This is a genomic window from Lacinutrix sp. YIN62 (assembly GCF_057219185.1).
This window is the reverse complement of sequence record NZ_JBXVVH010000017.1, coordinates 55,223-81,070: the sequence shown is the minus strand read 5'-3', so window position 1 is coordinate 81,070 and position 25,848 is coordinate 55,223. Positions and strand designations below refer to the sequence as shown.

The window sequence follows — 25,848 nt, the reverse complement described above, 5'->3', positions numbered from 1 at the left end:
TAATAATCATTAATTTTACAGCTTAAACAAGATAACTAAATTATGGTAAACCATACAGAATCTACAAAAACGATTTCGCTTGAAAAATACGGAATCAAGAATGCCAAAGTACAATACCAATTGACTCCAGACCAACTCCATAATACTGCTATAGAGAAGGGGCAAGGTGTTGAAGCATCTTCAGGAGCTTTAGCAGTAAATACAGGTGAGTTTACAGGACGTTCTCCAATGGATAGGTTTATCGTGAAAGACGATATTACCAAGGATCGCATTTGGTGGGGGAATATAAACCTTCCTTTTGATAGTGATAAATTTCAAAAACTATATGATAAAGTAGTCGATTATTTGTCAGAAAAAGAGGTGTTCGTAAGAGATAGCTATGCCTGTGCAGATGAGAATTATAAATTGAATATTCGTGTGATTAATGAGTATCCATGGAGTAATATGTTTGCGTCTAATATGTTTTTGCGTCCTACAGAAACGGAGCTGAAAGATTTTACACCAGAATGGACTATTGTAAATGCGCCAGGGTTTATGGCCAATGCGGAAGAAGATGGAACACGTCAGCATAACTTTGCAATCTTAGACTTTACTAGAAAAATTGCGTTAATAGGCGGAACAGGCTATACTGGCGAAATTAAGAAAGGTATTTTTTCTGCACTTAACTTTATACTTCCAGTATTTAAAAATACTTTACCAATGCACTGTAGTGCTAATGTTGGTAAAGATGGAGATACAGCTATTTTCTTTGGGTTGTCTGGAACAGGGAAAACAACCTTATCTACAGATCCAGAACGTAGTTTAATTGGAGATGATGAGCATGGTTGGACTAGTGAAAATACAGTCTTTAATTTTGAAGGCGGATGCTATGCTAAGGTTATTAATTTATCAGAAAAGCAAGAACCAGAAATTTATGGTGCTATAAAAAGAGGAGCAATCCTTGAAAATGTGATAATGAATGGAGAAGGAGAAGTCGATTTTGAAGACACTTCTATTACTCAAAATACAAGAGTGAGTTATCCTATTAATCATATTAAAAATATAAAAGTGCCTTCTATAGGAGAGAATCCTAAAAATATATTCTTTTTAACAGCAGATGCTTTTGGTGTATTACCTCCAATTTCAAAGTTAACGCCAGGGCAAGCAGCCTATCATTTTATTTCAGGATATACGGCTAAAGTAGCTGGTACAGAAGCTGGAATAAATGAGCCTGTCCCAAGTTTTTCTGCATGTTTTGGAGCGCCTTTTATGCCTTTACATCCTACAAAATACGCAGAGATGTTAAGTCAAAAAATGCAAGAAGCAGGTGTTACGGTATGGCTGGTAAACACAGGTTGGACTGGAGGGCCTTATGGAGTGGGTACTAGAATGAAATTAAAATATACGCGTGCAATGATTACTGCCGCAATGGATGGTAGTCTTGAAGCGGCTAATAAAGGGCAATATCATACACATTCGGTATTTAAAGTGGCGCAACCAAAAACATGCCCTAACGTACCTACAGAAGTGTTAAGTCCAAGACAAACCTGGAACGACGATGAAGGGTATTATAATACAGCAGATAAGTTAGCGGTTTCTTTTAGAGATAATTTTAAGCAATTTGAAGCCGATGCTAATGCTGCTATATTAGCTGGCGCACCTAATGTTAGATAAGTTTTTTTGACGCTCATATAATAACGAGTTTATAATATTTAAAAGCTCTTAAAGTTTACTTTAAGGGCTTTCGTTTTTGAATAGAATAAGATAAATGATATAACTGCAATTGGCGGTAGAAGAAAGTATAAATGTTATATTAATTTGTGCTTAAACCTTAATAAACAAAAATAAAAAAGGCTTCTCATCATTGAGAAGCCTTTTTTATTTTTGTTTCTATAAAATTATTTTTTGTTTACAGAATCAATATATTTTTTTAGAGCCATAGACATTGAAGGCGTTTCTGGTGTTGGAGCTGCAATGTCTACTCTTAAGCCTCTAGCTTCTACTGCTTTTATGGTTGTGTTGCCAAAAACAGCAATACGTGTATTGTTTTGTTTAAAATTAGGGAAATTATGAAATAAGGATTCTATTCCAGATGGGCTAAAAAACACTAGAATATCATAAGTTACATTTTCTAAATCAGATAAATCGCTAATTACAGTTTTGTAAAAAACAGCTTCTCTCCAGTTTACTCCCAAATCATTTAGAATTCTAGGAACTTCAGGCTTTAATTTGTCTGTAGCAGGTAATAAAAAGGCTTCGTCTTTGTATTTCTTTATAAGTGGCGAAAGTTCTGAGAATGTGCGTTTCCCTACATAAATTTTACGCTTTCTGTATACAACATACTTTTGAAGGTAATAAGCGACTGCTTCAGATTGGCAAAAATATTTCATTGTATCTGGTACTTTGAAACGCATTTCTTCAGCAACTCTAAAAAAATGATCTACGGCATTTCTACTGGTTAAAATAATGGCCGAAAACTTACTTAAATCTATTTTTTGTAGCCTAATCTCTTTAGAAGGCACGCCTTCTACATGGATGAAAGGGCGGAAATCGATTTTTACTTTTTGTCTTTCGGAAAGATCAAAATAAGGCGAATTTTCTATTTTAGGTTCTGGTTGTGAGACTAAAATTGTTTTCACTTTCATAGTTTAGCTGCTTTTGTTATATAATCTTAGATGCTTGTAATTAACTTATACAAAATTACGTAAGGGGAAATTTCGAGTGCGCAAAGATACAAAATAAAATAAAAGAAATTCTTTTTAATTATATTTTGATTTTGTTTAAAAAAGGAAAAGAGACCAATGCAATTGATGCTAAGTAGAATAACGATTATAGGAGTAAATAAGTAGGTGCTGGACTGTGTTGTATAGATTAAAACACCATTAATAGGAATTAAAAGAAGGCCTAAAAAATTTTTGTAACTTATTTTTTGAAACAAGTAATCGTTAATAATAGAGTCAATAGTTAAAATACTAGCTATTAGGCGTTCTATGAGTACTTTTATTAAGATAAATAAAGCAATGGCAAAGCCTATTTTAAAGATATGTAGCTCCGATACATAAGTAATACCATGAGTATTATTATAAAAAATATAGCCTAATAAGGTTAGTCCAATAACAAGATTCCCAAATAGTAAGGCCTCAAAGCCATCTAAGAATTTTTGATCACGAGAATATACTTTTAAGTATTTAAAATTTACCATAAGAGACGAGAAGTCATTGAAGCGTTTAGGCTGCAATAATTTTGCAGATGCTATAAGTAGCAGGCCCACCATTATTAGAATGGTATAAATCTCTGTAGAAACTAATTCTCTTAGCATTTTACGAAATTATTATATTTATTTATAATGAGACTTGTTAATATTAATAAATATTTAAAAAACGTGTCTTTTAAAAAATGTACATTTGCCACAAAGAAAACTATTTAATGCAAGACGCAATCATCATTATTCCTACTTACAATGAAATTGAGAATATAGAAGCTATTATAAGAGCGGTTTTTACTCAAGAAAAGGCTTTTGATATTTTGATTGTAGACGACAATTCCCCTGATTTAACAGGCGCAAAGGTAAAGGAACTTCAAAAAGAATTTCCAAAGCGCTTATTTTTGGAGTCTCGAGATCAAAAATCGGGGTTAGGAACAGCTTATATTCACGGTTTTAAATGGAGTTTGACCAAAAATTATGATTATTTTTTTGAGATGGATGCCGACTTTTCGCATGATCCAAAGGATTTAATAAAACTGTATAATGCTTGTCATACAGGAGATGCAGATGTAAGTGTGGGATCTCGTTATGTTAAAGGGGTCAACGTTGTAAATTGGCCGTTAGGAAGAGTTATTCTGTCTTATGGCGCTTCAATTTATGTACGATTAATAACGGGTATGCGAATTCAAGATACTACAGCGGGTTTTGTTTGTTATAAACGAGCTGTTTTAGAAACCTTGAATTTAGATGCAATTAAATTTGTTGGATATGCTTTTCAAATAGAAATGAAATTTAAAGCTTATTTAAAGCAGTTTAAAATAGTAGAAGTACCAGTAATATTTACCGATAGAACTAAAGGAGAATCCAAATTAAGTTCAGGAATTATTTCAGAAGCTATTTTCGGAGTTATAACGATGAAATTAAAAAGTTTATTTAAAAAGAATTAAAAATGAGCGAGAGAATAACACTTATTAAGAACGCTAAAATTGTAAATGAAGGTTCTATTTTTAATGGGGATATTTTAATTGAAGGAGAATATATAAAAGAAATAGGCGCTTCTATTAGTGCAAAATCTGCAGATGTTCATGTTTTTGATGCTGAAGGAAAGTATGTTATTCCCGGAGCAATAGACGATCAGGTACATTTTAGAGAACCAGGCCTAACACATAAGGCTAATATAGAAACAGAATCACGGGCAGCAATTGCAGGAGGGATCACCTCGTTTATGGAAATGCCAAATACGAACCCGCAAACCACAACCATAGAGAAGCTAAATGAAAAATTTGAGATTGCTAAAAACACCGCTTATGCAAATTATTCATTTATGTTTGGAGGTACAAACGATAATTTAGATGAAATTTTAAAAGTAGACCCTCAACAGGTTGCAGGGTTAAAATTGTTTTTAGGATCATCGACAGGAAATATGCTGGTGGATAACCCAGAAGTATTGGAGAAAATATTTTCAAGTACCGACTTATTAATAGCGGTGCATTGTGAGGATGAGGAGACAATAAAAGCTAATACAGAGATCTATAAGGAGCGTTATGGAGACGATATACCTTTAAGATTTCATCCTATAATAAGAAGTGAAGAGGCTTGCTACATTTCATCATCTAAAGCAATAGAGTTAGCTAAAAAAACAGGAGCTAGATTACATGTGTTTCATTTGTCTACAGCCAAAGAAACGGCGCTTTTTGATAATAAACTACCTTTAAAAGATAAGAAGATTACAGCAGAAGTTTGTGTGCACCACTTATGGTTTAGTGATAAGGATTACGAAGAAAAAGGGACGTTTATAAAATGGAATCCTGCTGTTAAAACAGAAAAAGATAAAACGCAATTACTAAAAGCGCTATTAGATGATAGAATAGATGTTATAGCTACAGATCATGCACCACACACTTTAAAAGAAAAAGAAAATGTGTATACTAAAGCGCCTTCTGGAGGGCCCTTAGTACAACACGCATTGCCTGCATTATTAGAAATGCATCATCAAGGAAAAATTTCAATTGAAAAAATTGTAGAAAAAATGTGCCATAATCCAGCGGTTTTATTTCAAATCGAAAAACGCGGTTTTATTAGAGAAGGGTATTTTGCAGATTTAGTAATTGTAGATTTAAATAGTCCATGGACCGTTAATAAAGATAATATACTGTATAAATGTGGTTGGTCTCCTTTTGAAGGGACTACTTTTAAATCTAGAATATCACATACCTTTGTTAACGGAGGTTTAGCTTATAAGAATTTTAAATTTTATAACACTCGTTTTGCAAAGCAATTAACTTTTAATAGATAATGGAAATAAGAAAAATCACATATTTACTGTTAGTGCTTTTTTTGAGTGCATGTTATGAGGTGAAAAAACCTGAAAAACCTGAAAAATTAATATCTGAGGATAAAATGGTGGCTGTTTTGGTGGATATGTCAATAGTGTCATCTGCTAAAGGTGTAAATAAAAAAGCCTTTGAAGATAATGGTGTTGTTCCAGATGAGTACATCTATAAAAGGAATGATATCGATAGTATTACATTTGTAAAGAGTAATGAATATTATGCATTTAATATTAAAGTTTATGATAGGATTTATGCTCGAGTAAAAGATAGTTTAACTAAGCTTAGAGATCACTATAAAGCGATAGAAGAAAAGGAGAAAAAGGCGCAAATAATTGCGGATTCAATAAAAAGAAGTGGGAAACGTAATATGAAAAGTTTACAGCCTAAAAAACTTAAGGTTATTAAATAGAATTAGGGAAAACGGGAGGAGAACTTTTAAGTGCCTATGTCTTTTAAATACTGTGTTGAAACTTCTTTTATGCTCTCGGAAACAGGTTTAAATTCAAAGTTTAATTGTGTTTTTAACTTCGAGTGATTATAATGTGAAGTGTTTAATAAAGAGGCGGCTAATTGTTTCGAGAGTACTCTGCGTTTCCCAGTAAGTTTATGTTTTAGCCAATCTAATCGCCAGCCTATTTGTAACAAGTTATTTGTTGCTTCTTTTTTAGGAGGAGCAACACTTAACGCTTTTGCACAAGTAGATAGAAAATCTTTATAACTCCAATTTTCGGCAACAATAATAAAACGCTCATTTTTTATGTTGCTATCCATCAAAGTCACCATGCTTTTTATAACATCATTAACTGCTACAAAACCAGCATAACCAGAAGTATAATAGGTTAGCCCTTTATGTACTGTTTTTAGTAAAGAACCACTGCCGTAATTCCAAATGCCGGGGCCAATAATAACCCCTGGATTTACAATTACGGCATCTAAACCTTCTTGAGTACCACGCCAGACCTCTAATTCGGCACCATATTTTGAGATAGAATAAACGCTATGATCTCTTTCGGGATTCCATTCTGTATTTTCGGTAATAGGGATCTTATTTTTAGCCTCACCTACGGCTGCAATGGAGCTTACGTAACAGAGTTTTTTTATAGTATGCGAGAGGCATAGATTAACAATGTTTGCTGTGCCATCTATGTTTGTTTTTTGTAAAAGATCAAATTTATCGGGTTCAAATGAAACGAAAGCAGCACAATGATAAACGTGAGTGATGTTTTTAAAAGCTTCATTTAAAGCAAAAATATCGTTTAAATCGGCAGTTACCCATTCTATGGCATTGAATATTGATTCCGCATCTTTAGAATAATATGAGAAAATACGTTTTACAGTATTAAATTTTTTTTCATTTCTATAAATAGCACGAACCGTTTTCTTTTCATTAATGAGATGGTATAATAAATGTGCACCAACTAAGCCTGTTCCTCCAGTAACTAAAATCATAGGACTAAAATAAAGAATTATTCAATATTGTTTACTAGTTCTGCATTGATTTTTATCTTTGTAAGCATTAAGTTAAAAATAAGCAAAATGGCTAATAAATTTGTAGAAGAACTACGATGGAGAGGAATGGTGCATGATATCATGCCAGGAACAGAAGCACAATTAGAAAAAGAAATGACAACAGCCTATATTGGCTTTGATCCCACGTCAGATTCTTTACATATAGGAAGTTTAGTGCCAATAATTTTATTAGTGCATCTGGAAAAAGCAGGGCATAAACCAATTGCTTTGGTAGGTGGGGCAACAGGAATGATTGGAGATCCTTCTGGGAAAAGTGATGAGCGAAATTTGTTAGACGAATCTACATTGGCACATAATGTTGCTGGTATTAAAAGTGTATTATCTCGTTTTTTAGATTTTGAGGCATCCTCCAAAAACGCACCTGTTTTAGTCAATAATTACGATTGGATGAAGCAGTTTTCTTTTATTGATTTTGCAAGAGATGTAGGAAAGCGTATTACTGTAAATTATATGATGGCAAAAGACTCTGTAAAGAAACGTTTGTCGGGAGAAGAAGGTAGCATTGGAATGTCTTTTACCGAATTTACATACCAGTTAATACAAGGCTACGATTTTTTTCATTTGCATAAAACAATGGGATGTAAACTACAAATGGGAGGAAGTGATCAATGGGGGAATATTACTACAGGTACAGAATTGGTGAGACGCATGAATGTAGGTGATGATACAGCAAAAGCATACGCTATGACCTGCCCGTTAATAACCAAAGCCGATGGCTCTAAATTTGGAAAGAGTGAAGGCGGTAATGTTTGGTTGGATACAGCGAAAACATCAGTTTATAAGTTCTACCAGTTTTGGCTTAATACTACAGATATTGATGCTGAAAAATATATCAAGATTTTTACATTCCTAGATAAGGAAACTATAGAAGCCTTAATAGCAGAACATAAAGAAGAACCACACTTACGTATCTTGCAGAAACGTTTGGCGCAAGAGGTCACTACTTTTGTGCATTCTAATACCGATTTTGAAAATGCTAGAAAAGCATCGGGGATTTTATTTAGTAAAAATTTTAATGCAGATATTAGAACATTAGACGAGGATTTATTTTTAGATGTTTTTGAAGGCGTACCTCAGGCAGAGGTGTTAAAAACAGAGTTAGAAGAAGGCTTGGATATGATTGCAGCACTGGCAGCAAAAACTAATTTCTTAGGTAGTAATGGTGAGGCACGTAGAGCATTAAAGGAAAATGCTGTTTCTGTAAATAAGAGCAAAGTAAAAGAAGATTATAAAATTAAGACTACAGATTTGATACATGATAAATATGTCGTCTTAGGTAAAGGTCGTAAGAATACGTATATTTTGAAAGTTGTTTAAAAATTATATGTTTAAATAGTAAAGAAGCCTGTAATGCTGGGAGGCAAAACAGGCTTCTAAAATTAGTTAACCAACTAAAAAACTAATTTTTCTTTTTCATAACACTATCTCTAAAAAGTTTAATCAATCAATAATCTACAAATAGTGCTATATTATAGTCTCCTGTTTTTTACTAACCTTTCATTTTTTTTAAAAAAATATTGATTTAATGCTTAGTATTTAAGAGTGTTAATATATGTTTTTTTTTTTTTTTTTTTGTAAATGGTTGATTTTTAGGTTACTGAAAAGCTTGTTGTATTGTTTAAAAATAAAAGTGTGATACGCTTTTATTTTAGATCGGATTGTTTATTGTGGAGTTCGCGTATGTGCTGGCTAAAAAATAAAAGTATTTTAGCAAGTATTAAAGCGCCATTAGATTACAGCCTCGAATATCACTATTATCAAATCTTCCTATGATTTCAAATGTGTTGTTCTCGTATACACGACCAAGATCTTGAGTTGCAATGAATGCACAGGAGTTTAAGTTTGCTAAATCTATAATGTTTATGCCTCCTGTTTTTCCAGAACTTTGAATAGTTAAAGCATCTTCTGTGTCTCTAGTTAATATTTTCATCCAGTTAGAACTATTAAAAAGGCCATTGCCTTTGGAGTAGCCTTGACTTAAAAGCTCAGTCATTCCATATTCACTATGGATGTGTTTTACACCAAACCCCTTTTTTAAAATGCGATGTAGTTCTTCTCTAATTAATTCTTTTCGTCTACCTTTCATTCCGCCAGTTTCCATTATAATAGTGTTTTTTAGAGTAAATGAATTGATTTCTATTAAATCTAATAATGCAAAAGAAACACCTAACAATAGTATTTTTTTTCCTTCAGCATCTAAACGGGTTAATGTATTACTCAATTCAGATAAATTATCTAAATAAAAGCCACTTTCAGGATGTTGGGAGGTTTTAATCATGGCATCTGCCATGTAAACGAGAGAAGAGCCTTCTCGTTCCAAATAGCTAGGCAATAAAGCGAGTATAACATAATTTTCAATAGCTCCATAGGTAGTTTCAAAACCTTTAGTAAAACTTTTTTCATAAATGGAGAGGTCTGTAATATGATGCTTACTTGTTATGCTTCCTGTTGTGCCACTACTAGTGAAGGTTTTTTTTATAGAATTGTTATTACTTAAAATGGCATGTGTTTTAAAAAATTGGATTGGGAGAAACGGAATGTCTTTAATGTGGGTGATCTCACTAGGGTGTTTGTATAATAAATCACAAAAAGAACGATAGACCGGATTGTTTTCAAACTGATATTTAAAAACTTGCATTGTGAGGTCTTCAAAATCGGTTTCGGTTTTAATGTTAAAAATGGTTTTTGGATCTATCATTATATTGCTAAATTGAGCAGGTTTATAGTTGTATTTATACCCTGTAGGAAACGGGTTTAATACTGTCTTTAAAACAAAAATAAAGAAAATAAAAAAGAGCGTTATCAAGGATAACGCTCTTTTGAAATAATAGAGGTTAAAAAGCTTATTCAATAACTAATTTCTTTGTTATTGTAGCTTCATTTTGATTTAACCTTAAAATGTAAATACCTGTTTTTAAGTCTGTAACGCTTAAACGGTTGTTGTTTAAGGTTTGAGAAAGGATTTGCTTTCCTAAAATATCAAATACTTCAACATTAACAGTTGCATTAGATGCTGTTTCAATATTTACAAACCCAGTATTTGTTGGGTTAGGATATATATTGAAAGATGTTGCGTTATGTGTTGCTGTAGTTAGTGTATTGTCGTTGGCGGCACCAGGTGTTCCAAGGTCTCCACTTCCATAAGAACTTACTGCTACAGACCAGTTGGCGCCATTATCGTTAGCGATATTGTCTAAAGCATTCATGGCTAATTCCATACTCGCTCCAGTAGGATCTGGAAAAGTAGAACCATTATCCCAAATCACTTGGTCTATTATCGTAGCACTACATTCAAGTATAATTCCGTCTGTACTATTCCCTAAGGAAATGTCATTATTATAAGAGTAGTCTAAAGAAAGTCCGCCATTAGGTGTTGCTCCATTTCCTATAACAATAAAGCCATTAGATGGAACTACTACCGATGATGCTATGGTGTGTGTTTCAGAGACAGAAACATCGTCCTTAATAATCCAGCCTATCATATCAATAGGCGCAGCAGTAGTATTATAGACTTCAAAATACTCGCCATTTGGATCGGCACCTGCAGCAACTGGATTTTGCATGATTTCAGTAATGATAAGGTCACCAGCATTAGGGCAAGCAATATTAGCACAAATTGGACTAGTGATGTTTCTTGTGAAATTACAGTTGCTATTTGCTATGTCTCCAACAAAGGTCACAACAGCATCAGTACCTTCATTTATTCCAGTAATGGTTATAGTGCCAGCGGCATCCGTACTTGGATCACCATTCGTTAGGTCAACCACTCCAGAATCTGAAGTTACCATGTAAGTTGAAGTGCCACCTCCTGTAAAATCTAGTGTTGTAGTATAGGTGTCAACTCCATTTGTAACGGCATCACAAGTAGAATTTATAGTTTCGATTAGTAAATCACAAGGGAATGCAATACTAAAGGTTATCGTTTCAGAGCTAATTACACCGCCGTTTCTCATTAAGTTAACTGTAACTTGGTATTCTTCTCCATTTGTTGTAGGGCTAATGATAAAAGGATTTGTTACATTAGGAGAAAGAGCAGGAGCACCGCCGTTTAAAGCTACAGAAATGTCAATTGTATCTCCATCAGTAGTATTCGTAGTAGAGAAATCAATGTCAACACTCGCAGTTCCCGAAGGAAGAACAGCCATATCTGATGGTGAATTTATAATTATAGTTGCAACGGCAGCTCCAAAGGTTTGTCCGGTATTAATGGTGCCATTAGTAGATGCTATTGGCGAATTCCATGTAAAATCCTCATAGTCCGTACCAGAACCTACTAATTGAAGTGACTCTGTAGGTAATGTAGAGCCGCTTTCAGAAACACCAATATTTATAGATGTTTGACCGTTTGCTACTCCATCTGTAGCGATAAAGTCTCCTTCGTAGCTTAAAAATTGAATGAATGTTCCATTGTTGCTTAATGCAACACCGTCTGGGCTTCCGTTTTGTAAGCCAACAATGGCAAAAAATAAGGTGCCATAGCCAGACCCTCCTTCGTTAGGAATAGTTCCAGATAAAGGGGTTTCATTGTATGAAGCTCCACCATTACCATTGTAAGGGGTAAGGGTGTAAGTTGATAAGTCTGTTCCAGCAGGACCAGCAATTTCAACACCTTCATTAGCGTCACTTCCATTACCATTATCATAATGTATTTCATTAATGAAAACGGTGGTTTGCCCAGAGGCAAACGAGGCAATAAAAATTGTAAAAATTAAAAAATAAAGTTTTTTCATAATTGTAGTTTAATATAAATTAGGGCTGTAAATATACAAAGAAAATATACGGTGAATATCTTGATAGCCAACAATCTTAACAGTAACATAACAGAGAATATATTTTAATATTCGGTCTAAAGGTTGTCGTGTTGTATTCTAATGTTTAAGGGGAGTAATGATGTTACCTTATTGTTATTAATTTTAGAGTTCTTATTTTCTAGAGGAATAGTTTTATCTTTACCTTAACATAAACTAAATCATTTTTTAATGGATAATACGGAGGTTAAAATATTATTGGTAGACGATGAGCCTGATATTTTAGAGATAATAGGATATAATCTATCAAAAGAAGGGTATCAGGTCATTACCGCAGACAATGGACTTGAAGGCGTTAAAAAAGCAAAAAAGGAAACCCCTCAGCTTATAGTGCTAGATGTTATGATGCCTGAAATGGATGGTATTGAAGCCTGTGAAAATATGAGAAAACTACCAGAACTAAAAGATTCTATAATAACATTCCTAACCGCAAGAGGTGAAGATTATTCTCAAGTCGCTGGTTTTGATGCAGGTGCAGATGATTATATAACAAAGCCTATAAAACCTAAAGTGTTAGTAAGTAAGGTGAAAGCGCTGTTAAGGCGATTAAAAAAAGAAGAAGTTAGTAGTACCCTTATTAAGATTGGGGATTTAGTCATTAATAGAGATGAATATAAGATTGTATTAAAGGGCGCTGAAATTCTATTACCAAGAAAAGAATTCGAATTACTTTCCTTATTAGCTTCTAAGCCGGGTAAGGTCTTTAAACGAGAAGAAATCTTAGATAAAGTATGGGGCAATGAGGTTGTTGTTGGAGGTAGAACAATAGATGTGCATATTCGTAAACTAAGAGAAAAAATAGGTGATGATTGCTTTAAGACTGTTAAAGGCGTGGGGTATAAATTTGTAGAGTAATGCAAATAAAAAGATCGTATAAATTTGCTTTTAAAACCTCGTTTTTAATAACCGCAGTATTAACACTCTCAGTGAGTGTTTTTTTGTATGTATATCATGAAGTACATTGGCCTTCTGTTGTTTTGTTTGCAATTGTATGTTATGCTACATCCTTTTTTGTTACTCAATATCGCGTTCAAAATTTTATATACCGAAGGGTAAAAAAAATATATGATGATTTAAAGTTGTTGGAGTCTACATCTTTTAGTAAGGAGCGTATAACTACGGATATGGCAACACTTACCGAAGAAATTGATAAATATGCTAAAGGCAGAAAGTTAGAAATAGAAACGTTAAAAGTAAGAGAAGAATATAGGAAAGAGTTTTTAGGTAATGTCTCTCACGAGTTAAAAACGCCATTGTTTACAGTACAAGGCTACCTAGAAACGTTATTGGACGGCGCTGTAAATGATGAAAAAATAAGAGATAAATATTTAGATAGAGCAAATAAGGGAGTGGAGCGCCTTATCTACATCGTAAAAGATTTGGATATGATTACAAAGCTGGAAGTAGGGGATTTAAGATTACATATTGAATGTTTTGATATTGTTGAAGTTGTAAAAAGTGTTTTTGAACTTTTTGAAATGAAGGCTTTTAAGAAAAAAATATCGTTAATGTTTGATATGGATTATAATGCTCCAATTATGGTGAAAGCAGATAAAGAACGGGTGCAACAAGTGCTTACAAATCTTATTGTAAATTCAATTAAATACGGAAGAGAAAAGGGGACAACAGAAGTAAGTATTGAGAATTTAGTTAAAAATAAAGTTATAGTTAGAGTTACAGATAATGGGGAAGGAATAGCTTTTGAAAATATACCTAGATTGTTTGAACGCTTTTATAGAGTGGACAAAACAGGTTCAAGGCAAGTTGGAGGATCTGGTTTAGGCTTATCGATTGTAAAACATATTATAGAAGCGCATGATGAAAAGATATATGTAGAAAGTGAAATTGGGGTAGGAAGTGAATTTTCATTTACGATGGAAAAGGTTGAATAAAGAAGCAAAATTTGGAGATTTATATGACACATTTAATCCTTTATAATGTTTAACTTGTTTTAATAATTCAAATTTAAAATCATCTTGGTTACAGCTAGGCACGAGATGTAAATCTTTTAACATGGTTGCTAAGTACTCTTGTTCAAATTGACCGGGTGTTGGGATAAAAAACGCTTTTTTTCCAATTTTGGCTAAATCCATAATTGTAGTATATCCTGAGCGGGATAGAATAATGTTACTCGCATTAAGAGCTTTTTCTAAAGCTTTACTTTGCATAAAATTATATATGGTAAAATGGTCTTTTTGGATAATAGATTGTTGTTGTTCAACTTGTCCTTTAACAAAAAGAATTTTGCCATTAAAAAGGGTTAATTCTTCTAATAATTTTTTTTCTAATAATGTACGTTGTGGTTCTGGTCCAGAAAGCAAGACCATTAAATCATAAATCACAGGTGTCGCGATTTTTTTAAACCGGCTTAAAGGTCCTAAGTACTTTATGGTTAAAGCAGTATTATTACGACTTAATATACCGCTTAAATTAGGAGGGTTTTGGTTGTCGGGAATCCAGCATTCTTCGAATTTTTTAATAACGTGTTGGTGTAACTTTGAACTTAGCCAAGTCGTCTTTCCGCTTAAAACGTTTAATTGATGAGTGATAAATACACTGGGAATGTTTTTGGAGATAACTCCCAGCCTGTTGTCGGATATAATGCCATCTATGTGATGTCTTTTTATTAATCGTTTTGTCGCTTTTTGTTCTTCATAAATGGTTTTAATAAGTTTAGGAGTGTTCATTAAAAGTTTCCATTTAAATAAATATGCTTTTTTGGCATAAGTAATATTATAGGCTGGTAACTCATCGAAAATTAAATTAGGAAATTCTTTTTTTAATAAGTTAAGAGCAACACCATCGCTAGCTATAATGGGAATAAAATCGTGATGCAAGAGTGCATTAATAATGGGAATGCATCTAGTCGCATGACCTAATCCCCAGTTTAAAGGTGCTACTAAAATTTTTTTTTTCATACTCTATATATTGCCCTTTTATGGGATATTTTAGCCTTTAAACGGTTTTTTTAATAAAGAAATATGGTGACTGTAAGACTTTGCTAAAATCCATATAAAATCAAAGATAAAGATAATAGCGAACAATTATATTTCCTTAATTTTGCGAAAACATTAAGATATTGTGGGAAGTAAGAATAAGCTCAAAAGATTTAACGAAAATGAAACTTTTAAAAATGTATTTCAGCCAACGCGGGAAGCTTTAGTAGAAGGAGAATACAATTTAAAAGGGAATTGGAATAAAACGGTTTTTAAAAATGAAAACCCTATAGTTTTAGAATTAGGTTGTGGAAAAGGGGAGTATTCTGTTGAACTAGCAAAGAGAAATCCAAACAGGAACTATATAGGAGTAGATATTAAAGGAGCAAGATTCTGGAGAGGAGCAAAAACAGCACTAGAAGAAAATATAACAAATGTTGCTTTTTTGCGCACTCAAATAGAATTGATCGATTATGCTTTTATCGAAAATGAAGTTGATGAAATTTGGATTACATTTCCAGACCCTCAGATAAAATATAAGCGAACCAAGCACAGAATGACCAATGCAGCGTTTTTAAAGCGGTATAAAAAGATTTTAAAACCAGATGGAATCATGCATCTTAAAACAGATAGTGAATTTATGCATGGTTATACGTTGGGACTCTTACATGGAGCAGGTCATGAAGTGCTATATGCAAACCATAACGTTTACAAGCAAGAAGGAAGTCCAAAAGAAGTAACAGCTATTCAAACGTATTATGAAAGTCAGTATTTAGAGCAAAACAAACCAATTACGTATATTAGATTCAAAATTAAGTAACCTTGAACATTTCATTTATATTTCTTTTAGGTTTCGTTCTTGCATTAGTTGGTGTAATCCCTCCAGGGTTATTAAATATGACAGCAGCAAAGGTTAGTATAAAAGATGGGCATACACGAGGCTTAGTGTTTTCTGTTGGAGTTTGTGTAGTTGTGATTATTCAAACATTGATAGCACTTGAATTCGCAAGATATTTAAGTCGTAACCCTGAAGTTGTAGATATATTACAGCGTGTTGCTTTTGTTATTTTTGTGTTAATAACCATTTATTTTTTGTTGCTCGCTAAAAAGAAAGATGCAAGAGCAGATGTTGAAGCCAATTTAAAGAGTAAAAAAAGCAGTTTTTTTCAAGGCGTTTTTTTGTCTAGCTTAAATATTTTTCCAATCCCTTACCATGCATATACTAGTATAACACTAGCAAGTTTTGGTTGGTTAACTTTTGAGACAATGAGTATATATAGTTATGTGGCAGGAGCTGCTATGGGAACTTTTGTTATGCTTTATGTCTATGTGTTTTTCTTTGAAAAAATAAAAAGTAAAAAGATAAAGTCTCAAAAAAGTATGAATTATAGTATTGGAATTATAACTGCAGTAATTTCAATAATTACTTTGATTAATATTATAAAAGAATGGTGAGTCTTAATTATGTAATGATAAGATGAAGCTAGAAACACTTAATTTTTTTGAAAAAGTATATGAGGTTGCTCGTTTAATTCCTTATGGAAGGGTAACAAGTTACGGGGCTATTGGTAATTATTTAGGAGCGCCAAGAAGTGCTAGAATGGTGGGTTATGCTATGAATGGTTCCCATGCAAAGGGTGTTCCAGCACATAGAGTTGTAAATAGAAAAGGATTACTCACAGGAAAACACCATTTCGATGGGACGAATTTAATGCAACAACTTTTGGAAAGTGAAGGCGTTATTATTGTTAATAACCAAATACAAGAACTAGATAAAGTCTATTGGGATCCTTCAAAAGAGTTGTTGTAAAATGTAGTTTTTACTTGCTAAAACGTCTTGAATTTTGGTTTAAAAAGGACTTAAAACGAGACTGTTTTTATAATTGCAAATCTAATATAACTATTAAGAGATAATCTAAGTTAATCATAGTATAGATCATTTCAATCTAACCGTTTCTAATTCTAAACATTTCGCTGTATATTTGCACTTTAGAATAAATCTAAATTGGAAGATGAAGCTTAATAAAGAAGATATATTAAAAGCATTAGAAACCATAACTGTTCCTGGAGAAGGGCAAAATATGGTAGAAAGTGGTGCAGTTAAAAACGTGGTTACCTTTGCAGATGAAGTGATTGTTGATATTACAATAACGAACCCTGCATTGCAAGCGCGAAAAAAAACAGAAGTAGAAATACTTAAAGTTATTCACGATAAAGTGTACGAGAAAGCACAAGTAAAAGTGAATTTAAAAGTTGAAGCCCCTGAGAAATCAGTACCTTCAACAGAGATAAAAGGGAAAAAAATCCCAGGGATTAAAAATATAATAGCAGTCGCTTCTGGAAAAGGCGGTGTTGGGAAATCTACAGTTACTGCAAACTTAGCAGTAACATTGGCAAAAATGGGATTCAAAGTTGGTGTTTTAGATGCAGATATTTATGGTCCATCCATGCCAATAATGTTCGATGTAGAGTTGGAAAGGCCTTTGTCTGTAACGGTAGATGGTAAGTCAAAAATGAAACCTGTAGAAAATTACGGCGTAAAAGTATTGTCTATAGGATTTTTTACTAAACCCGATCAGGCGGTTATTTGGAGAGGACCAATGGCAGCAAAAGCATTAAACCAAATGATATTTGATGCCGCTTGGGGAGAGTTAGATTTTCTATTGTTGGATTTACCTCCTGGAACAGGCGATATACATTTGAGTCTTATGCAAGCGTTACCTATTACAGGTGCTGTTGTTGTTAGTACTCCTCAAAATGTTGCTTTAGCCGATGCTAAAAAAGGGGTTGCAATGTTTCAACAAGAGAGCATAAATGTGCCAGTCTTGGGGATTATAGAAAACATGGCCTATTTCACACCAGAGGAATTACCTGATAATAAATACTATATTTTTGGAAAAGAAGGCGCAAAACATTTGTCGGAAGATTTACAAGTACCACTTCTTGGTGAAATACCATTAGTACAAAGTATTCGTGAAGCAGGAGATGTTGGTCGACCAGCAGCATTACAAACAGGAACACCTCTTGAAAAGGCTTTTGAAACCTTAACTCAAAATGTCGTGATGGAAGTTGTAGATAGAAATAAAGATTTGCCTCCAACGGAAGCAATTAAAATAACCACAATGGCTGGATGTTCAGCAGTTAAAAAATAGCAGATGACAACAGAAGAATTAAGATTAAATGTAGAAAAGGCATTAGCAGAGATTCGTCCGTTTTTACAAAGTGATGGCGGAGACATCTCGTTGTTGTCTATCGAGGATGATAAGTTAGTTAAAGTACAATTACAAGGCGCTTGTGTAGGTTGTAGTGTAAACCAAATGACACTAAAATCTGGAGTTGAAATGACAATTAAAAAATACGCTCCCCAAATTGAACAAGTGATAAATATCGAGAGTTAGGATTTATGATTAAAACAGATATTCTCATTATTGGAGCTGGTCCAACAGGTTTATTTGCCGTATTTGAAGCTGGATTATTAAAATTAAATTGCCATTTAATAGATGCCTTACCTCAGGCAGGAGGACAATGCTCAGAAATTTATCCCAAAAAACCAATCTATGATATTCCTGGTTTTCCAGAGATTCTTGCAGGTGACCTTACAACAAATTTGTTAGAGCAGTGTAAACAATTTGAACCTGGTTTTACTTTGGGAGAACGTGCGGAAACTATTGAAAAACAAGAAGATGATTCCTTTATAGTAACAACTAATAAAGGGACTAAACATCAAGCTCCTGTAGTAGCAATAGCTGGTGGATTAGGTAGTTTTGAGCCTAGAAAACCTTTAATTCATAATATCTCAGACTTCGAAGATAAAGGTGTAGAATACATTATAAAAGACCCGGAGTTCTATAGGGACAAAAAAGTGGTCATTGCTGGTGGTGGCGATTCTGCTCTAGATTGGAGTATTTTCTTAAGCGATGTAGCATCAGAAGTAACGCTAATTCATAGAAGAAATGAATTTCGCGGACATCTAGATTCTGTAGAAAAAGTTCAAGAATTAAAAAACTCAGGAAAAATAAATTTAATCACACCAGCAGAAATTATTGGTTTAGCTGGTGATAGAAAATTAAAAGCTGTAGTTGTTAAACAAGCGCAACATATTGAAAGAGAATTTGAAATAGAGTGCGATCATTTTATCCCTCTTTTTGGGTTGTCTCCTAAATTAGGCCCAATAGGGAATTGGGGATTAGAAATTGAGAAAAATGCTATAGTGGTTAATAATTCATTAGATTATCAAACCAATATTCCTGGTATTTTTGCAATTGGAGATGTCAATACTTATCCCGGTAAACTTAAGTTAATTCTTTGCGGTTTTCATGAAGCCACATTAATGTGTCAAGCTGCTTATAAAATTATAAATCCAGGGAAACGTTATGTCTTAAAATACACTACGGTAAGTGGTGTAGATGGCTTTGATGGTACAAGAAAAGAAGCCCCAAAAGCGGTCGTTAAAAAAATAGAATAAAGACCTGCTGTAAAGGTTGGTTGTTGTCGACCTAAATTATTTTTAAAATGGAACAAGACGTTAATATTACAATAACAGATAGAGAAGGAGTTGTTCATAAAATCGAAGCGCCCACAGATATGGCTATGAATCTTATGGAGGTGGTACGTTCTTATGAGTTAGCACCAGAAGGAACTATAGGTGTTTGTGGAGGCATGGCAATGTGTGCCTCATGTCAATGTTATGTTTTAAGTGAAACAGAATTGCCAGAAATGCAAGACGATGAAGAAGCAATGCTTTCTGAAGCATTCTACGTTAAAGACAATTCTCGACTAGGATGTCAAATACAAATTACTCCCAAAATGGAAGGGCTCAAGGTTGTTCTAGCTCCTGAAAGTTAAAGTGTTACCGCTTTTTATTTAGAATAAATAAAAATAATCAAAATTTTATTTGGATTTAGTCTAAATAAAACTAAAATTTGCAGCTTTATTTTTAATTATGAAGCGCATACTTACCATGTTTAGCTTACTTTTTGTAAGCACTATTTTTTCGCAAACTATAACAGATTCAACTTCTATTAATGCTATTAAAGAAGCGTTGAAGAAGGAAATAAAGCAAGAGCTTGAAGCGGAGATTTTATTAAAAAAAAACAATTCAAGTCTGTGGGATAACCTGAGTTTGAAAGGTTATGGCGTGATCAACTATTATAATAACAATTACGATACAGACCCTACATTAAAAGATAAATTTGATGCAGAACGTTTAAATATGTATTTAGGATATCAATTTACTGATAAGATAAGCCTTAAAACAGAAATTGAATATGAGCATGGTGGTACGGCATCTGCAATAGATTTAGATACCCAAGAAGAGTTCGGTGAATTTGAGCAAGAAATTGAAACTGGTGGAGGTGTTAAGTTAGAGCAAGTGCATATTAATTTTAAAATTAAACCTTATTTCAATGTTCGTGCTGGAAAGATGAAGCTGTACTTTGGATTACATCAAAGTTTAGATACGCCTACTCGCTACTTTACCACAACACGACAAGAGATGGAAAATGCCATTCTACCTCTAGGCTGGTATGAAACAGGGATCGAGTTTTATGGAACTTTTGCTAAAAGATTTAACTATAAAGCTTATATCGTTAGTGGTCTGGATGCTACTGGATTTTCATCTAGAGGATGGATAAAAGGAGGATACCAACAACGCTTCGAAATGGCTAATGCAGAATCTCTTGCGTTTGCAGCACGCTTAGACTATAAATTTGGAACGCATAAAGACTCATATGTTGGTTTAGCAGCTTATATAAACGATTCAGCAGCAAACAGACCTAAGGATGATATGGAAGAAAGTGCCTATGTAACTATTTTTGAAGGCCACATTACCTATAATGAAAATAACTTACGGTTTAATGCTATTGCGTTATATGGAAATTTAGAGAATTCTAATATCGTATCTATACGTAATGCTAATCTTTCTAATAATCTTGGTGTTAAAAGAACTCCTGTTGGGAAAAATGCTTTAGGATTATCTGTTGAGTTAGGATATAATATTTTGCCTTTAATTAATGAGCATGCTAAACAAATGCTTTATCCCTTTATGAGATATGATTATTACGATACTATGCATGGTGTAGAAGGTAGTATTATTGATAATCCCCGTTGGGAACGTAATACAATAACTGGCGGAGTTAACTGGTTTGTGCATCCGCAAATAGTAGTTAAAGCACAATACTCAGACCGTCGCTTAGGATCAGAAAATTTTAACCCTTCTACATTAGAATTTACCGGTAAAAAACAACACGATAGAATATTTTCAACAGGAATAGGATTCAAATTTTAATATATAAATAAATAGACCCATGAAAAAAAACATATTCATTTTAGGCTTTACAGCGGTACTCGGTTTTACTAGTTGTAGTAATAATGATGATAATTCAGAAAATGAAAACACTAATACTGATTTGTATACTGAAGTTTTAACTGATGTGTCACTAGGTGTTATTACTGAGACGTATAATTCATTAAATAATAACGCAGGCGTATTAGTTACAGCTGCTAGGAATTTAACTATTGGTGATGAAATGCAATTGCAAGCAGTTAAAGCAGCTTGGCAAGACACAAGAGCACCATGGGAGAAATCGGAAGGGTTTTTATATGGTCCAGTAGATACAGAAGGTATAGATCCAGCAATTGATTCTTGGCCAGTAAATGTTAATGCTATTAATAATGTTATTGCCAGCGAGAATGCAATAACATCTACTTTACTAGAAAGTAATAATGAAGCTAGAGGGTTTCATACTATCGAATATTTAATTTGGGGATTAGATGGTAATAAAGCGGCATCAGATTTAACAGCTAGAGAACTAGAGTATTTGGTGGCAACAACAGAAAACCTAAAATCGCAGACAGAAGATTTATACAATGGATGGGCAGTAAGTGGTGATTACTTTGCAGATAACTTCATTAACCCTTCAAATTCAAAACCAATTAAATCTCAAAAAGATGGACTTAAAGAATTTGCAGAAGGACTAGTTATTATAGCAGATGAGGTTGCTAATGGTAAAATTAATAACCCTTTAGTAGGAAACAATGGAGACGCAAAACCAGAAGTAGAAGAGTCTCGTTTTAGTAATAATTCAAAATTAGATTTTGCGAATAATATAAAAAGTATCCAAAATATTTATTTAGGAGATTTTAATGGTATCAATGGAAAAGGATTAACCGATATCGTTTCATTATCTAATGCAGAATTAGATGCGTCTATAAAAATGGAAATCTCAGATGCTATCTCTGCTATAGAAGCTATTCCTGGAACGTTTACAGATGCTATTGTTAATAATAGAGCTGCAGTAGAAAATGCACAAACTAAAGTCGCTAGTTTGTTAACGGTATTAGAAACCAGTTTAATACCATTAGTATCTAATTTATAATAGTTAAAAAGGGAAACCTAAAATTATAATAGGAAAAGAACATCATATTATTTGATGTTCTTTTCATATATAAAATTATTAATAATGAATATAAGAATACAATATTTAAGTTTTTTTAGCTTAGTAACGCTGTTTTTTACTTCTTGTGCATCAGACGATGATAACAATGATTATGAACCGCTCCCAAATCTTGAAGAACGTTTGTATGCAGGAGGAGAAACAACTGTTTTTTTAACGTCTAGTAATTCCTTTAGCACACCAGCTAGTAATTTATTAGGAAGTGATTTGGATAAGCACCTAGAAGGTGATGCGCAATTCGAAGCCGCTTTTGTTACAGCTCCAGCTATTGTAAATGAAGGTGTGGGACCCATTTTTAATAATACTTCATGTATCGCTTGCCACCCAAAGGATGGAAGAGCGCCTTTTCCAGAAGATATAAATGCGCTCAGTGGTTTTTTCTTACGTTCAAGTTTACCTGGAACAGCCTCAAATGGCGGTCCTGTACCCGTTCCTAATTTTGGGTTGCAAATTCAAAATCAAGCTATTTTTGGATATGAACCTGAAGCAAAATTTCAAGTCGATTATACTCCTATTGTTGAAACTTTTGCAGATGGGACACAAGTGACTCTTCAAAAGCCTAATTATGGGCTTATTAATACTTATGTTCCTATTGGTAATTCAGTACTACTATCTCCAAGATTAGCACCACCAGTTTTTGGTTTGGGATTATTAGAAGAGATTCCAGAATCAGAAATATTAAAATACCAAGATATTTCGGATAGTAATGGCGATGGAATTTCTGGTAAGGCTAATTATGTTTTTGATATTATTTCTGGTACAACCAAAATAGGCCGTTTTGGATGGAAAGGAAGTACAGCAACTGTTTTAGAGCAATGTGCTGGAGCTTATGTGGGCGATATGGGAGTGACGAATTATTTGTTTCCACAAGAAACGGGCTATGGACAAACAAATGGTGGCGATGGCTTAGGAGATGACCCAGAAATTACAGAAGAAATTCTTGATCAAGTGGCTTTTTACTGTAAAACACTTGCAGTACCAGCGCCTAGAGATTTAAATAATGATTCTGTAAGAAAAGGGTCTTTGATTTTTGAGCAAATTGAATGTGCAAAATGCCACATTCCAAGTATGACTACTGGTTCGAGTGCTACACCAGCATTGTCTGGTCAAACCATATACGCATATACAGATATGTTATTGCATGATATGGGAGAGGATTTGGCAGATAATAGATCCGATTTCTTAGCTAATGGAAACGAATGGAAAACACGTCCGTTGTGGGGAATAGGATTAACAGAAGTAGTTAATGGGCATACCGATTTTTTACATGATGGTAGAGCAAAAAATATTACCGAAGCTATATTATGGCATGGAGGAGAAGCGTTAAACTCTAAAATTCTGTTCAAAGCACTATCTGCAGAAGATAGAGCAGATTTACTGAGTTTTGTAAATTCACTATAATTATAAAAATTACGCTGCTGTAAGTAAGCAAAGCTTAAATAGTGTAACGCTATTGTAAATCTATTTGAATAAGTCTACAATTCTATTTAAAGTAAATAGATTATATGAACCCCTTTTTATGGCAAGTAATAACAAAAAAAGCTTCATATTGAAGCTTTTTTGTTATTTTTAATTAGGGTCTGTTATTTATTTAAAAGCATTTAAACCTGTAACATCTAGGCCTGTAATTAGCAAGTGGATGTCATGCGTGCCTTCATAGGTAATTACACTCTCTAAATTCATAGAGTGACGCATAATACTATATTCTCCTGTAATTCCCATTCCTCCTAACATTTGTCTGGCTTCACGTGCTATATTAATAGCCATATCTACATTGTTACGTTTTGCCATAGATATTTGTGCAGAAGTCGCAGTACCATTTTCACGCATTACACCTAAACGCCAAGCTAATAATTGAGCTTTGGTGATTTCTGTAATCATTTCAGCTAGTTTTTTTTGTTGCAATTGAAATTGTCCAATAGGTTTTCCAAATTGAAGGCGCTCTTTACAATATCTTAAAGCAGTGTCGTAGCAATCCATAGCTGCTCCTATAGCGCCCCAAGCAATACCAAAACGAGCAGAATCTAAACAGCCTAATGGTGCGCCTAATCCGGATTTATTCGGGAGTAAGTTTTCTTTAGGGATTTTTACATTATCAAAAATAAGTTCTCCTGTTGCACTAGCTCGTAGTGACCATTTGTTATGAGTTTCTGGTGTAGAGAATCCTTCCATGCCTCGCTCTACTATTAAACCATGGATACGACCTTCTTCATTTTTAGCCCATACCACAGCGATCTGACAAAAGGGAGCATTAGAAATCCACATTTTTGCACCATTTAAAAGATAATGATCTCCCATATCTTTAAAATTAGTAGTCATGCCTCCTGGATTACTACCATGATCAGGTTCTGTAAGACCAAAACTTCCTATCCATTCTCCACTAGCTAATTTGGGAAGGTATTTTTGTTTTTGCTCTTCGTTTCCATACTTCCAAATAGGGTACATCACTAAAGAGGATTGTACAGATGCTGTACTACGTACTCCAGAATCTCCACGTTCAATCTCTTGCATTATCAATCCATAGGAAATTTGATCTAATCCAGCACCACCATACTCTTCTGGAATGTATGGGCCGAAAGCACCAATTTCTGCTAGTCCGCTAACTATTTGTGTTGGGAATTCTGCTTTTTGTGCATATTCTTCTATTATAGGAGAAACGTCTCGCTTAACCCATTCACGGGCAGCATCACGTACTAATTTGTGTTCTTCAGTTAATAACTCGTCCAAGTTGTAATAATCTGGAGCTTCAAATAAATCAGGTTTCATCTAGTTTTATTTTAATATTTAGAGGGCAAATGCATTTTTTGCAAATGGACTCGAATCATAATAGTGTATCTATATGGGGTAGCAAAAATAATGAAAACGATTACATTGCCCAATTTAAAAATTACATTTTAAGGTAAAAATCTTTCGTCAGATTTATATAATCATCGGTGTATTCGTGTCTAGAGGTTTCTATAATGAGTGCCTTTTTTTCTACCGTTTTATTTTGAAATGAAAAAGCAATAAGACTTCGTTTTATTGCAGATGTAGGTTGCCCTTTTACATGAAGTATTTTATAAGGAAACAGGTTTACTGTTTTAGCTAAAGCAATGAATCTAGCCTCTTCTTTATGTGGAATAATAACCGAGAACACCCCATCTTTAGCTAATAAAAGGGAAACGCTTTCAATTAAATGATCAAAAGGTAGCGCATCATTAAAACGCGCTAAATCACGCTGGAGATCGGCTGTTTTAAAATCTTCAGAATAGAATGGAGGATTGGAGACAATTAAGTCGTAGCGCTCTTCAATTTCTTCAGTGAATTCAGCAAGATCTGCATGATAACAAAATAAACGATCTCCCCAAGAAGATGCTTCAAAATTATCGACACATTGTTCGTATGCCATAGAATCAATTTCAATACCGTCAATGAGCTCTGCTTGACTACGTTGTGCCATCATTAAAGATAAAACGCCTGTGCCGGCTCCAATATCTAAAATTGAAAACGGCTGAGTTTTAATAGGGGTCCATGCGCCTAATAAAACACTATCAGTGCCAATTTTCATTGCGCATTGATCTTGATAAACTTCGAAGTGTTTAAATTTAAACGGTTTATTCATTG

25 protein-coding genes are annotated in these 25,848 nt (G+C 33.7%); 17 read left to right on the top strand and 8 right to left on the bottom strand.

The features are described 5' to 3' along the window. Positions 1-42 precede the first annotated feature (42 nt). Positions 43-1,653 carry a phosphoenolpyruvate carboxykinase (ATP) gene (gene pckA / locus AC2D8I_RS12240; protein WP_484706301.1) on the top strand — a complete coding sequence of 537 codons (1,611 nt, stop codon included), beginning with the start codon at positions 43-45 and terminating at the stop codon, positions 1,651-1,653. Between the two features lie 224 nt (positions 1,654-1,877). Here the strand turns inward: pckA and AC2D8I_RS12235 are convergent, their stop codons facing one another. Beyond that, entirely contained in the window at positions 1,878-2,624 is a 747-nt protein-coding gene (locus AC2D8I_RS12235) for a uroporphyrinogen-III synthase (protein ID WP_484706300.1), read from the bottom strand. 26 nt (positions 2,625-2,650) lie between these two features. Continuing rightward, the gene (locus AC2D8I_RS12230) at positions 2,651-3,298 is read right to left on the bottom strand and encodes a DUF4271 domain-containing protein (protein WP_484706299.1); all 648 of its coding nucleotides are present in this window, start codon (positions 3,296-3,298) and stop codon (positions 2,651-2,653) included. 107 nt (positions 3,299-3,405) lie between these two features. Here AC2D8I_RS12230 and AC2D8I_RS12225 point away from each other — a divergent pair, with 107 nt between their 5' ends. Genes AC2D8I_RS12225 through AC2D8I_RS12215 form a run of 3 tightly spaced genes read left to right on the top strand, consistent with a single transcriptional unit; the run spans position 3,406 to position 5,926 of the window. Beyond that, positions 3,406-4,131, top strand: a complete 726-nt coding sequence (locus AC2D8I_RS12225) for a polyprenol monophosphomannose synthase (RefSeq protein WP_484706298.1) — start codon at positions 3,406-3,408, stop codon at positions 4,129-4,131. A 2-nt stretch (positions 4,132-4,133) separates the two neighbouring features. Continuing rightward, positions 4,134-5,480 (top strand): dihydroorotase, encoded by a 1,347-nt coding sequence (locus tag AC2D8I_RS12220; RefSeq protein WP_484706297.1) that lies wholly within the window; start codon positions 4,134-4,136, stop codon positions 5,478-5,480. Further along, on the top strand, positions 5,480-5,926 hold the full coding sequence (locus AC2D8I_RS12215; RefSeq protein WP_484706296.1) for a DUF4296 domain-containing protein: 447 nt from the start codon (positions 5,480-5,482) through the stop codon (positions 5,924-5,926). The genes AC2D8I_RS12220 and AC2D8I_RS12215 overlap by 1 nt, the downstream gene beginning before the upstream one ends. Before the next feature lie 26 nt (positions 5,927-5,952). On the opposite strand, the gene AC2D8I_RS12210 is transcribed toward AC2D8I_RS12215, so the two are convergent. Next, complete coding sequence (locus AC2D8I_RS12210) at positions 5,953-6,966, bottom strand: NAD-dependent epimerase/dehydratase family protein (RefSeq protein WP_484706295.1); 1,014 nt, start codon at positions 6,964-6,966, stop codon at positions 5,953-5,955. 87 nt (positions 6,967-7,053) lie between these two features. Here AC2D8I_RS12210 and tyrS point away from each other — a divergent pair, with 87 nt between their 5' ends. Next, a complete protein-coding gene (gene tyrS, locus AC2D8I_RS12205; protein ID WP_484706294.1) occupies positions 7,054-8,364 on the top strand; it encodes a tyrosine--tRNA ligase in 1,311 nt (436 codons plus the stop codon). A gap of 400 nt (positions 8,365-8,764) precedes the next feature. Here the strand turns inward: tyrS and AC2D8I_RS12200 are convergent, their stop codons facing one another. Next, positions 8,765-9,745 carry a LuxE/PaaK family acyltransferase gene (locus AC2D8I_RS12200; protein ID WP_484706313.1) on the bottom strand — a complete coding sequence of 327 codons (981 nt, stop codon included), beginning with the start codon at positions 9,743-9,745 and terminating at the stop codon, positions 8,765-8,767. A 145-nt stretch (positions 9,746-9,890) separates the two neighbouring features. After that, on the bottom strand, positions 9,891-11,777 hold the full coding sequence (locus AC2D8I_RS12195; RefSeq protein WP_484706293.1) for a T9SS type A sorting domain-containing protein: 1,887 nt from the start codon (positions 11,775-11,777) through the stop codon (positions 9,891-9,893). Between the two features lie 249 nt (positions 11,778-12,026). Here AC2D8I_RS12195 and AC2D8I_RS12190 point away from each other — a divergent pair, with 249 nt between their 5' ends. Both AC2D8I_RS12190 and AC2D8I_RS12185 read left to right on the top strand, forming a co-directional pair. Then, positions 12,027-12,710, top strand: coding sequence for a response regulator transcription factor (locus tag AC2D8I_RS12190; RefSeq protein WP_484706292.1), 684 nt, complete (start codon positions 12,027-12,029; stop codon positions 12,708-12,710). Continuing rightward, positions 12,710-13,747: a sensor histidine kinase gene (locus tag AC2D8I_RS12185; RefSeq protein ID WP_484706291.1), complete on the top strand. Its 1,038-nt coding sequence runs from the start codon at positions 12,710-12,712 to the stop codon at positions 13,745-13,747. Before AC2D8I_RS12190 ends, AC2D8I_RS12185 begins: the two co-directional genes overlap by 1 nt. Here the strand turns inward: AC2D8I_RS12185 and AC2D8I_RS12180 are convergent. After that, positions 13,721-14,773, bottom strand: coding sequence for a glycosyltransferase (locus AC2D8I_RS12180; protein WP_484706290.1), 1,053 nt, complete (start codon positions 14,771-14,773; stop codon positions 13,721-13,723). The two genes, AC2D8I_RS12185 and AC2D8I_RS12180, sit on opposite strands and share 27 nt — an antisense overlap. A 163-nt stretch (positions 14,774-14,936) precedes the next feature. On the opposite strand from AC2D8I_RS12180, the gene trmB reads away from it, so the two are divergent. The 10 genes from trmB (at position 14,937) to AC2D8I_RS12130 (ending at position 23,646) form a co-directional block, all read left to right on the top strand. After that, positions 14,937-15,611 carry a tRNA (guanosine(46)-N7)-methyltransferase TrmB gene (gene trmB, locus AC2D8I_RS12175; protein ID WP_484706289.1) on the top strand — a complete coding sequence of 225 codons (675 nt, stop codon included), beginning with the start codon at positions 14,937-14,939 and terminating at the stop codon, positions 15,609-15,611. Positions 15,612-15,613: 2 nt separating this feature from the next. Then, positions 15,614-16,246: a LysE family transporter gene (locus AC2D8I_RS12170; RefSeq protein ID WP_484706288.1), complete on the top strand. Its 633-nt coding sequence runs from the start codon at positions 15,614-15,616 to the stop codon at positions 16,244-16,246. 22 nt (positions 16,247-16,268) lie between these two features. Next, the gene (locus tag AC2D8I_RS12165; RefSeq protein WP_484706287.1) at positions 16,269-16,601 is read left to right on the top strand and encodes an MGMT family protein; all 333 of its coding nucleotides are present in this window, start codon (positions 16,269-16,271) and stop codon (positions 16,599-16,601) included. 202 nt (positions 16,602-16,803) lie between these two features. Next, positions 16,804-17,943, top strand: coding sequence for an Mrp/NBP35 family ATP-binding protein (locus tag AC2D8I_RS12160; protein WP_484706286.1), 1,140 nt, complete (start codon positions 16,804-16,806; stop codon positions 17,941-17,943). Positions 17,944-17,946: 3 nt separating this feature from the next. After that, entirely contained in the window at positions 17,947-18,189 is a 243-nt protein-coding gene (locus AC2D8I_RS12155) for a NifU family protein (RefSeq protein ID WP_484706285.1), read from the top strand. 5 nt (positions 18,190-18,194) lie between these two features. Beyond that, entirely contained in the window at positions 18,195-19,256 is a 1,062-nt protein-coding gene (locus AC2D8I_RS12150) for an NAD(P)/FAD-dependent oxidoreductase (protein WP_484706284.1), read from the top strand. A gap of 47 nt (positions 19,257-19,303) precedes the next feature. Beyond that, positions 19,304-19,636 carry a 2Fe-2S iron-sulfur cluster-binding family protein gene (locus tag AC2D8I_RS12145; protein ID WP_484706283.1) on the top strand — a complete coding sequence of 111 codons (333 nt, stop codon included), beginning with the start codon at positions 19,304-19,306 and terminating at the stop codon, positions 19,634-19,636. Positions 19,637-19,733: 97 nt separating this feature from the next. Then, positions 19,734-21,077 (top strand): porin, encoded by a 1,344-nt coding sequence (locus AC2D8I_RS12140; protein ID WP_484706282.1) that lies wholly within the window; start codon positions 19,734-19,736, stop codon positions 21,075-21,077. Positions 21,078-21,096: 19 nt separating this feature from the next. Then, entirely contained in the window at positions 21,097-22,167 is a 1,071-nt protein-coding gene (locus tag AC2D8I_RS12135) for an imelysin family protein (protein ID WP_484706281.1), read from the top strand. Between the two features lie 96 nt (positions 22,168-22,263). Beyond that, entirely contained in the window at positions 22,264-23,646 is a 1,383-nt protein-coding gene (locus AC2D8I_RS12130; protein ID WP_484706312.1) for a di-heme oxidoreductase family protein, read from the top strand. A gap of 186 nt (positions 23,647-23,832) precedes the next feature. On the opposite strand, the gene AC2D8I_RS12125 is transcribed toward AC2D8I_RS12130, so the two are convergent. Then, on the bottom strand, positions 23,833-25,011 hold the full coding sequence (locus AC2D8I_RS12125) for an acyl-CoA dehydrogenase family protein (RefSeq protein WP_484706280.1): 1,179 nt from the start codon (positions 25,009-25,011) through the stop codon (positions 23,833-23,835). 121 nt (positions 25,012-25,132) lie between these two features. Beyond that, positions 25,133-25,846 carry a tRNA1(Val) (adenine(37)-N6)-methyltransferase gene (locus tag AC2D8I_RS12120; protein ID WP_484706279.1) on the bottom strand — a complete coding sequence of 238 codons (714 nt, stop codon included), beginning with the start codon at positions 25,844-25,846 and terminating at the stop codon, positions 25,133-25,135. Between the last annotated feature and the right edge of the window lie 2 nt (positions 25,847-25,848).